This is a genomic window from Streptomyces sp. NPDC003042 (assembly GCF_053591315.1).
This window is the reverse complement of sequence record NZ_JBSFTP010000135.1, coordinates 1-9972: the sequence shown is the minus strand read 5'-3', so window position 1 is coordinate 9972 and position 9972 is coordinate 1. Positions and strand designations below refer to the sequence as shown.

10 protein-coding genes are annotated in these 9972 nt (G+C 69.6%); all 10 read right to left on the bottom strand.

Features of this window, described 5'->3' with window-relative positions:
- Positions 1-406: 406 nt before the first annotated feature.
- Positions 407-1036, bottom strand: a complete 630-nt coding sequence (locus ACWDYJ_RS34975) for a class I SAM-dependent methyltransferase (RefSeq protein WP_451569636.1) — start codon at positions 1034-1036, stop codon at positions 407-409.
- A 303-nt stretch (positions 1037-1339) separates the two neighbouring features.
- Positions 1340-1828 (bottom strand): hypothetical protein, encoded by a 489-nt coding sequence (locus ACWDYJ_RS34970; protein WP_451569635.1) that lies wholly within the window; start codon positions 1826-1828, stop codon positions 1340-1342.
- Between the two features lie 47 nt (positions 1829-1875).
- Positions 1876-3102, bottom strand: coding sequence for a hypothetical protein (locus tag ACWDYJ_RS34965; protein WP_451569634.1), 1227 nt, complete (start codon positions 3100-3102; stop codon positions 1876-1878).
- A gap of 1 nt (position 3103) precedes the next feature.
- Positions 3104-3886, bottom strand: coding sequence for an AAA family ATPase (locus ACWDYJ_RS34960; RefSeq protein ID WP_451569633.1), 783 nt, complete (start codon positions 3884-3886; stop codon positions 3104-3106).
- Between the two features lie 3 nt (positions 3887-3889).
- Complete coding sequence (locus ACWDYJ_RS34955) at positions 3890-5545, bottom strand: transposase (RefSeq protein ID WP_451569632.1); 1656 nt, start codon at positions 5543-5545, stop codon at positions 3890-3892.
- 994 nt (positions 5546-6539) lie between these two features.
- A complete protein-coding gene (locus ACWDYJ_RS34950; RefSeq protein WP_451569631.1) occupies positions 6540-7064 on the bottom strand; it encodes a hypothetical protein in 525 nt (174 codons plus the stop codon).
- 173 nt (positions 7065-7237) lie between these two features.
- A complete protein-coding gene (locus tag ACWDYJ_RS34945) occupies positions 7238-7516 on the bottom strand; it encodes a hypothetical protein (protein ID WP_451569630.1) in 279 nt (92 codons plus the stop codon).
- A gap of 726 nt (positions 7517-8242) precedes the next feature.
- The gene (locus tag ACWDYJ_RS34940; protein WP_451569629.1) at positions 8243-8746 is read right to left on the bottom strand and encodes a hypothetical protein; all 504 of its coding nucleotides are present in this window, start codon (positions 8744-8746) and stop codon (positions 8243-8245) included.
- The gene (locus ACWDYJ_RS34935) at positions 8743-9558 is read right to left on the bottom strand and encodes a hypothetical protein (RefSeq protein WP_451569628.1); all 816 of its coding nucleotides are present in this window, start codon (positions 9556-9558) and stop codon (positions 8743-8745) included. Before ACWDYJ_RS34935 ends, ACWDYJ_RS34940 begins: the two co-directional genes overlap by 4 nt.
- Before the next feature lie 24 nt (positions 9559-9582).
- Positions 9583-9972 (bottom strand): hypothetical protein (locus ACWDYJ_RS34930; protein ID WP_451569627.1); only part of this gene is annotated, 390 nt, incomplete at its 5' end.

Below are 9972 nucleotides of genomic sequence, written 5' to 3'. Positions count from 1 at the left end.
CCAGGACTCGGCGATGGGCCGGTAGCGGTGAAGGTTGTGCAGCGGGCTGGGACAGGGCGGCAGGGCTCCGCGGCGGAATTCGATGGTCTCGGCAGCCCTTCGGGCCCCGGCTCTGCGCTTCGCTCCGAGCCATGGTCGGCCCTTCGGGCCGGAGTCCTGCGCTTCGCTGCGGACTGGCTCTGGTTCCGCTGCGCTCCACCAGAGCGGGCCTGCTGCGCAGGCCCCAGGGCTCCCGCGCGGAGCGCGGGAGGTGACCCCGTTTCACGGGGTCCGGGCCTCCGGCCCGTTGGGCGGGTCCGCTTCGCTCCCCCACCCTGGGTCTTCCGGCTCCGCCTCCAGACCACGGCCCGCTCCGCGGACCGAGCTGGCAGCAGTGAGGAGGCCTGCCACCGGGCCCTGTGCTCCTCTAGCCCAGGCGGGCCAGCAAGTGGGCATCGAGGAATCCCCGTTCGGAGGCCGGATCGTGGAGCAGCCGGGCGAAGGGGGCGAGCCCGGCTTCGGTCAGCAAGTCGGCGAAGCGGTCCGCCGGCCAGCTGTAGGCGGGGGTCACCTTGTGGTCGAAGCGGACCGGCTCCGGCTCTTCCGTCGCGAAGAAGGAGACCAGGAGCAGGCCTCCGGGCGCCAGGACGCGTACTTGCTCGGCGAGGAGCGCGGGAAGTTCCCCGGGCGGAGTGTGGATCACCGAATAGTGGCACAGCACGCCGCCGAGGACGCCGTCCTCGACCGGCAGGGCCTCCATCCGCGCCTCGTCGAACCGCAACGCCGGATGTGCCCGCCGGGCATGGTCGACCATGCCCGGGGAAAGATCGAGCCCGAAGACGTCCAGGCCCAGATCGTGCAGCATGCCCGTCAGATGTCCAGGACCGCACCCGACATCGGCCACCCGCAGGTTCCCCGTCTCACGCACCAGCTCGGCGAAGGTGCCGATCATGTTCCGCGAGAACGGATGCGTCTCCAACCGATTAGCGAACATCGACGCATACAGCTCGACGACCCCGTCATAGGCCGTCCTCGTCTGCTCCTGGTGGTCCGTCACGGGGAGGAAGCTAACACCGTCCACGGTCAGAGCCGTTCTCCGGCCCCATGCCGACTACACCGGTCAGGGGCGCAGCCTATCTGATTCAATCTGAATCAGAGCTAGACTCTGGAAAGATCATCCCGTACCAGATCCACTGACCGCCGACACCGGTCGTCACAACTCACGTGAGGATCTGCATCACCCTGTCCAGCAAGAACCTCATCACTTGTCACCGTCAAAACCGCAGTGACCTGTCACCAAGCCAAACCGTCTCGAACGCTTCACCAGCACGAACGACACTCCGCGGCAGAACCTCTGCGCCTACTTGAGCTGCCACAGGCCTTCGTCTACGCGGATGCCAGGTAGACCCGGAACTGGCGCTGTGGCCGCATAGAGCACGCGCCGGTCATCTTCCTCATCCATCGCCACACGAAGGCGTTGGCCATCCGCCAAAATCAAAGTCCACAAATCCGGTCGTCGCTCGGTGTCGCCGTACAGCACGTACGCATCGAAGTGGGCAGCGAACCGTTCCGCGAACTGCAGGCGACCAACCCGGTCGACCAACCAACCCTCGATGCTGACGCTAAAACCCATCACGAAGTGACCGAAGACCTCCCGGTACGTACAGAACACCGAGAACACCACGTCCTGCGGGACGTCCCGCAACCCCTCGGCGACGCGGTCCTCATGACCCACGAACAACTGCCACTCGGCGACCTCGAAACAGTCCAGCAGGAACGCCCGCCACTCGCCCTCCGACACCGGACGAGACGAAAGACAGTCATAGCCCGTGGCCTCGGTATCCGTCACCCCTCCACCCTACGTACTACGACAACAGGTCGCGGATGGGCAGGAACTCAGCGCAGGTGGCGAAGCTCTCGCAGACCGTAGTCCGGTGGCAACCAGCCCCTCTTCCGCCTCTCGATGGTCTTTCGCGTATGGGGAGGCGGGTACGGACAGCCCTGCATCAGATCAGGTTCATCCCTGACCCACGCCAGCCCGTAATGGGCGGTACACACAGGCCAGACGGTCGCCGCAGGCTCCTTCGAGCGCGGCGGCGTCCCCCGTCGGCTCCGACGCATCTTGGGCCGCGGCGGCTGAGGCGGGCGCAGCCTGCAGCCCTCGGCGAAAGCCGTCAAGGACGGCAGCCCCTCGCCTCCCAGCGGATCGCTGAACAGCGGCCCACTGGTGTTGGACCCGATCCGCCAGAGGAAAGCGGCCGCCCTCAGCAAGGAGCGTGCCCAGTCGGGAACCGGGTGGGTTATGCAGCCCCGGCGCAGTCCGTGGTCGTGCAGGGTGATGGTCGTGCCGTCCTCGCCGAGGTCTCGGACATGTGCGGTGGCGAGCTGGGTGGTCGAGGCCGCGGTGAACGCGGCCGTCGCGAGCTGAGCCGCCAGGTACGGGTGCGCCGTCGCACGGTGAAGGCGCCAAGCCACCTCCACCTCGGTGACCGGCGGCATCACCGGCGGGAAGAAGTCCCGGTCCGCCGCCAGCGGTGCGGCGCACCGGCACGAGCCGGTTGAGTCGTCGAGGGCCTTGAGGGTGGTCAGGGCGGGCAGGCTGATCCAGCGGTTCCCCAACGGCCGTGCCACTTGCGGTGCCTGGCGTTGCGGGATGGTCGGCTCGGCCTCGGGCAGCAGGGCGGAAGCCTCGGCGACGCTGTGGTCCACCTGCCGCAGCTCGCGCTCCAAAAATGCCCGCATGGCCCGGTGGTGACAGACGAGAACCAGACGGACCCCGGTGCGCCGGCGCAGGGCGAGGAGGTCTCTGAAGCGGTGCGGGGTAAGCAGGTGCGCGCGCAGCAGGGTGAGGTGGGTGATGGGGGTGGCCAGGATCCAGGCGGCGGCGATCGACCAGGCCGGGACCGGGTCGAGGTAGCAGTAGCCGGCCAGGGGGACGGGCTTGCCCAGGGCCGCGAGGATGTCGTAGGCGAGCGCGATCGCCGCGTCGGTCCCCGGGGTCGGATGAACAGTGAGGCGTCCGTGCTGCGGGGCGTGGGATGCCAGGGCCGCCCGGGTGTGGACCACGTCGTCGTACGGGTCCAGAACCACCGTGACCGGCGGAGGGTTCGGGCAGTCCAGCACCTCAGGCCACCACCGGGCGCTGGCGCAGTTTGCTGTAGGACCACCGCAACAGATCCTCGTCCAGGATCCGTCCGGACTCCTTCATCCCGGCGGTCAGGTGATGGGTGATCTTCGCCCAAGCCCGGAAATTGCCGTGTGCGGCCTCGTCATCGCACATGGCGATCAGGTCCGGGTCCGCGTCTGCCCAGACGGGGTGGAACGCCGGGACGACGGTGAGGACCTCCTCCAGCGGCATGGGCTCGATCTCCTGCCACGCGTACACGCGGGACTCCAGCATCGGCTCGCTCTGCAGCATCTCGAAACAGCCGTCGCCGCCCGTGAACACGATCGTCAGGTCCGATCCGATGTCATCCCACAAATAGCGCAGATACTCGAAGCACATCTTCGACAGCCACTGCGCCTCATCACAGACCAGGACGTGCGGCTCCTCCAGGGCGCCCCGCAGCATCCGGTCGAACTCGATCGGCTGCCCCGGCGGGCGGCCCTGCAGGCCCAGGGCGTGGAACAGCTCGTGGCGCAGGTCGCGGGTCGAGGGGCGCGCCCGGAACTGGATCCGGCGCGTCAGCTTCGGCGCGAGCTCACGCAGCGAGGTGTTCACCGCCAACGACTTCCCCCGGCCCGCCTGCCCGTAGATACAGATCATCGCCCTGGCCTCGATCGCAGCACGGATGTTCTCCCGGACCATGAGCAGGGCACGCGTGGAGACCACCTGGGCGCCCGGCAACCGCATGAAATGGTCCTCCCGCTCCCGGGGCAGCCGGCCCTGTCGCTCAGCAGTCACCATCGCTCAACACTCCCCGCTGTCGTTCTTCGCATCGGCCGCTCCAGGCGGCCCGCCGTCGGCTGCCTGCCCGGCGTCCGCCTGCGGGCCGGCCGGCCGGCGAGGGCGGACAACCGGGCGAGCCCAGGAGGCCGGGGGCTCACGGGGAGGGATCAAGTCCGGCAGCGCACGGGCCGCCAGATCCACGGCCCTGGCCCGGGAGATCTCCGCCTCGGCCTGCGAGGAAGTGACCGTGCGCCGCGGACGGGGCACAGCAGCCGTCGTCGTAGCGGTGTAGCGGGCCTTGCGCAGCTTCTCCGCCGCTTTCAGATCCGCTTTCAGCGCGCGGGCCTTCTTCTCCCTGACCGAACTCAGCGCACGGCGCTGCTCCACCGTCGCCGCCTGGGCCAGATAGGCACTGCCCAGATGCCGGCCCCACTCCTCGGTGGAGAACACCTCGATCCGCCCGTCGTAGTGCGGCAGATACCGCAGCCGGACCCGCATGCCGACATGCCCGACCATCCACGGCGCGATATAGGCACGCCGCCGCCAGCTAATCCCGTTCGTGGTGATCTTCCGGACCCGGCCGTCGTCCTCCAGCGCGAAAAACGCCAGCCGCTCCTCCGCGACGTCCTCGACCGGCGCCGGATCCGCCTCCCACGCCGCCAACGGCGTCATCCCCTTCGCGAGACCCTCAGGCTGGTGCCCGGTGTTCCACCCCCGCACCCACCTCAGCAGGGCCTCGACGAACTCCGGATACGACAAGAGGTCCTCCACCCGGTCCGGACGGTGAGCACCGACCGGCCGGGCCCTGCGGGTATAGCCAGGCAGAGAGACCAGGAACATCTCCTCCACCGCGTCGTTCAGCGCCTCGACGGTGCCCTTGCGGTACGGCTTATAAGCCGGCAGATCGTGGACCGGGACCGCGAAAGCACCCAGAGCGCGCTCCACCGTCCGGCACAAGAACTCCTTGCCCCGGTCCACCCGCACCACCCCGGGCAGGCCACCGAACGGCCCGTACGGCTCGGTCCGGCTGATCCCCGTACGCAGGGCGGCCAGCACCGCGTCCCGGGCCGGCTCATGCGGAGTGAGGGCCACCCCCACAATCACCTTCGTCGCCACATCGATGAACCACGTCACCCACGGACACACCGCGGAGCCTTCGAGATCCACGCGTACCGGGATCCGCTTGTGATCACCCTCCCAGCAGGCATTGCGATGGGTCCTCGGGCGCTTGCCGTACACGTCATACCGGCGCCGGGCAGCCTCACCCCCCTTCAACCCCGCCCGCTCCCCCGCCGACAAGTCCTGCCGCACAGCGCGCCGCAGAGCACGAAGAGAAGGCACCGAGTCCGCGACACCAGCCTTCGTCGCCTCGGCGACCAGCTCACGGTGGACCGCGGCCACATTCCCGCCCCACACCGCCAGACGCGCACGGAAATCCGCGCTCACACCTGCCCGCGCGGGCGTCCGGGCCGACAGCCTGCCCTCGCGCCGGGCCACCGACAGCCAGCTCCACACCGTCCGCTCGGACACGTCCAAAGCCGAAGCAGTCAACCGCACATGTGCAGAACCGAGTTCGCCCCGACCATCGAGGGCCATCAGCCGCGTGACCGCCGCCTCCCGCCCCGCGACAGCCGGCACCACCCAATCGGTGAAGCCACCGGGACCGTGTTCAGTCATCAGCCCCTCCCGCAGACGCGTATCCCCGCCCCAGAAACGCTGTCCACGGCCGCGCACCTCACTCCGACACGCCGGACCGCATCCCACCAACGAGTGACGGCCCAGCAGGCCGAGCAGTCAGCCCCCGCACAGCAAGCCCACACACGCGACAGCAGACCTTCAGCGGGAAACGACACCAGCCTTCAGTAGAAAAACGACACCCCACAACCCGCCCACCAGGCAAAACCCACCATGAAAGCCCTGTCGCCAACCACTGCAACTCACACGTCGCCCATCATCAGGTTCAGTGACACCGAGGTGACGCCGATCGGTGAAAGCAGGTGACGGATTCACCATCGGGGAGTCGGTAAACGCTGACATCCCGCACGAACCTGTCGTCCCCCTGAGAGTGGTCCGGGAAGCCGTACGGGCACGGGCCAGCGGGGTCGGGGCGCCCGCTCCGCCCGTTGTCCGCGCGGAACAGGCGCCTGGCGATGCGCGGGCACGGTTGAACGAGACGGCGGCCGGCAGACTGTTCGCAGCGGCACGTTGGCGGCGTACATGCTGCACGGGATCTCCGTTCCCGCCGGCGGCAAAGGGACCGACATGGCCTTCCCGGCCCGCGAATGCGACTGAACCGCATAGGCGCTGCCTGAGAACAGCACTCCGGTACCGGCCGCCGCGACTGCTGCCGCCGTCGCCTTCAAGAACCCGCAGCGGTCGCTCTCGGCACTGGCCATCCCACGTTCAGTCATCCGACTGATCTCCATTTCTCCACTGCGATTGGGCCACGCGGCCGCCCGAAGACGTCAACGCCGACGCTGCACACACCCCCGTCCACGAGAAAGGCAAGATCCACAAGTGATCACAAGGAGCACGCCCGGCCTGGGCACCAGACACGGCAGCCCTCCCGACGAGGCCGCGCACCCTCCGGGCTCAGACTCTTCCGCCTCGCCGGCACCCAAGCGTGTGCGGGGCCGCCCTGGGAGGGCGACCCCGCACGCAGTCTCCTCGGTCAGGCCGCGACAGCGGAACGCCTCTGCGTCGGCGCGATCACAGGCCTTTCGCGCTGCTTAGCGGCCCAGGTGAGGTAAGTCCCAATCTCGAGTCCCTGGAGGAAGATGTGCTGAGCTTCGGAGGAAGGATCTGTACCCCAGACCTTGTGCCAAGCGGCGAACCAGGCCGGCCAAGTGCCGTCCGGCACGGTGCACGCCTGGAGGAAGGCAAGGTACTGCGCAAGGTCCGCCGGCAGCGCCCGCGCGGTAACGATGCGGTGGGCGGTGCTGCGCGACAAGTGCCAGCGCCCCCCAAGTTCAGACAGGGACCGCAACGGCGGATATCCGGCAGCGGCATACGCGTCTCGCAAGGCCCTGCTCAAGTCGGCCCGGTCCGAGACAAGATCCGGCCGCGGCTCGACGGTCCCCCGAGCACAGCGCTGGCAGGCCTCCCAGGCGCGTTTGAAGAGCAGCGCCGCGTGCTCGTGATCGGAGCCCCGGGTGACCTCACAGGCCTGCAGGTAGCCCTGGACGTGATCCCACATCGGAAGCGTTTTGCCGGAGGCCGCACGCTTGAGCGTCGAAGCCCCCCAGGCGCTGCGTGCGGCCAGCTTCGAATACGGGACACCCCTACGCCGGTCACGTAGGAACTGAGCCAGCTCGCCCAGCTCGGGGATCGTGCAGTTGACGGGGGCTTCGGGCCGCCCCGGCCGGGCCACTAGTTCACACTCCCGTTGCCGGGACCCACCGCGGCGTTCAGCAGCCGCCGCAGCAGACCGGTCCCGCCGCCCTTGCCGTCCTTGACGTTCGAGGCGACCAGGACGGCCACGCTGACCGCGCCGGCGCCTCCCAACAGGAAAAGAATGTCCTGCACCGGCGTGTGCGCGATGAGGGTGAGGAGGACCGCCGCCGCAAGGTACGCGGTGATGACGAAGGCGTGCGCCATGGTGAAGCGCACGCCAGGGGTCGAGGCGGACGCCCCGTCGATCGAGTGCATGTGGGCTCCCTGGAATGGACCGGACGGCGACCACAAAGGGCCGCCGACCCGCAGCTACTGGCTCCAACAGCGCCTGACCACTGGGTGATTGGCGTCACCCGAACAGCGGGCAGAACATCTGCGTCATCAACGATCCCAGGCCGCACGGCACTTGCGCCAAGAGCACAGGATTGGCCCCGAAGAAGCACAAACTTTGTGAATACGTGAAATCGCGTCGATCAAGCCTTGAACTGGGGAAACGCCATCAAGGGGCCTGCAAAAATTAATTAGCCCAACTTCTGTCCCACCCCTCTCAGCTGTTATGGAGTACGCCACAGCTTTACGCTCCTTATCGAGCGTGCTCGTCCTTACAGCTGCTTGGGGGACGCACACGCATAGGCGCCCTGACCGCTACTGGCTCCAACCACAGCAACACCAGGGACACAGCCGGACATGTTGGCGCATGACCGGCACGAAGCCGATGAGCGCATCCAGCGACCATCGGCTTTCGCCACATCAGGCCCCAAAGGCTCCCGAGACGAAGCGGGCCCGCGGCCGGACCGACCCGGCCGCGCTCATCCAGCACCCGAGGCACAGACGGCCTCCTGAGCCGCTGTCAGCGACCCCCGAAAGCACTGCGACACCCGCCTTCACCAGCCAAACGACTGTCATCACCACCCCGCCCCCCCTTCAACTCATGCGGCCACCCACTGACCAGGTCGTCTCTCCCCGAGACCGCACACCCCGTCACCGTCCGCGTCCCGCCGCCCCCTTCGTGGGCGCAGCGGCTTGCCGGTGGGCGGGCACCGCGGCTTCAGCCTGGGCCGCCTGTCCGGGCGCGGCCCCCGTGGGGGTGCTAGTGGAGCGGGAGCGGGCGGCGCCCGGGGAGACCCACACCCGGGAGGCGGCGGGCGCCGACGGCGGCACCGTCAGGGAATGAAGGGTCGCATCCACCAGACGGCCCACCAGAGCGGAGCCCGAAGCCTCCTTCCAGGAAGTGTCGGTGGTCAGGAGGGTCAGGTGCGCGCCGAGGAGGCCGGTGCCCCCGCGTTCGCGGACCTGCTCCATGCGGGCAGCCAACAACGGCCACTGGCGGGAGCCGACCAACAGGCCCACTTCCTGCTCCGGCAGCACGTCCTTGACTGTCGCGACGATCGTGGCGTGCGCGAGCCGGTTGACGCCGAGCTGTTCCAACGCCTTCGCCCTGTCGCCGAGGTCGAGGTCGCGGGGGACGCTCAACCCCTCGGTCAACGGTCCCCAGGAGCGCTTGGCGTCCACGCTCGCGGGCGGCGCCCACGGAATCGACGGCTTCCCGCACCGGCGGCGCGGCAGACGCAGCGGGTGCGGCGGCGGGTCCGGTGCCCGGAGCGGGGGCGGGAGCGGGGACCCGGGCATCGGCCGACCCCGGAGGCAGCAGCGGACGCCGGAGCGGCAGTCGCGGCCGCAGTGGGCGCGGGTGCCTGGGCGGCGGCCGCGGTGACGGCGGCAACGGCCTGGTCCACGCCGACCCCGGCCGCGTGGGCGTCGGTGAGGATCCGGGCGACGTCGATTCCCTTGGCATCGAGGCTGCCCATCGCGGCCGCGATGTCCGGCCAGGCCGGGGAGGAGAGGATCGCGTCGCGCACCATGCCCTCCGGCATCGTCGTATGCAGGAGGTCAGCCCACCGGTCAGTGCCCTCCGCCTCCGTACGCGCGATGTTCGCGGCGACGGCCTGATGAACCCCGGCCGTCATCCGGCCCAACTGCGGCAGGAACACCCCCAGGTCGACACCGGCCTGTTGGAGCCCGACGAGCTGTCGGGCCATCACCGGCCAGTCCGCCCCGGCCATCAGCTCGGCCAGGATGTCGTCGCCGAGGACGCCGCGCAGCTGGTCGGCCGACCAGCCCGGGGCCATCTTCTCCGCGTCCTCGCTGAGTTCCTCCTCCTTGCCCGTGAGGCGTTTTTGGGTGGCGCGTCGTACGGCGTCGGTGATGGTCATCATCAGCCGGTAGGCCATCGCGGGGGTGTGCGCGGCTTCCCCGAGGGCTTGGGCGAACGGTTCGGGCTGGGGCGGGTACGTCATCGGCGGGGGCTCCCTCGGTCGGGGTCAGCGCGTACGGGACGGGCCCGGCCGGCCGGGATCCGGGCGGGCCGGTACACCGGTAACGGGTGTGGTGGGCGGCAGGCCACGGCCCGACGTGCGCGCCACCCGACCGGTACGCGGCTTCGTCGTCGGTGGCGGGGCGCCGGTCAGGCCGGCCGCCTCCCGCAGCAGCACGGCCGCCTGGGAGGCGGCTTTCGCCTGCGCGCGGAAGGCCTGCGCCCGGTGCCAGGAGGCGGCGGCCTCCACCGCTTCCACGAGCGCGAGCAGCAGCGTCAGCACCACCGCGGCGCCGCCCCCGCGCGCGGCGCGCGGGGCCCGCTCCAGCGCCCGGGTCGAGGCGCGCCATCCGGCCCGCGCGCGGCCCTCCAGGCTGCGGGCGCCGGGGGCGCGGGC

What these genes read in the sequence shown, in the direction of transcription:
- ACWDYJ_RS34960 (WP_451569633.1), bottom strand. Translation starts at nt 3,886, where the DNA reads ATGGTGACTGCTGAGCGACAGGGCCGGCTGCCCCGGGAGCGGGAGGAC.
- ACWDYJ_RS34955 (WP_451569632.1), bottom strand. Translation starts at nt 5,545, where the DNA reads ATGACTGAACACGGTCCCGGTGGCTTCACCGATTGGGTGGTGCCGGCT.
- ACWDYJ_RS34950 (WP_451569631.1), bottom strand. Translation starts at nt 7,064, where the DNA reads ATGTGGGATCACGTCCAGGGCTACCTGCAGGCCTGTGAGGTCACCCGG.
- ACWDYJ_RS34945 (WP_451569630.1), bottom strand. Translation starts at nt 7,516, where the DNA reads ATGCACTCGATCGACGGGGCGTCCGCCTCGACCCCTGGCGTGCGCTTC.
- ACWDYJ_RS34935 (WP_451569628.1), bottom strand. Translation starts at nt 9,558, where the DNA reads ATGACGTACCCGCCCCAGCCCGAACCGTTCGCCCAAGCCCTCGGGGAA.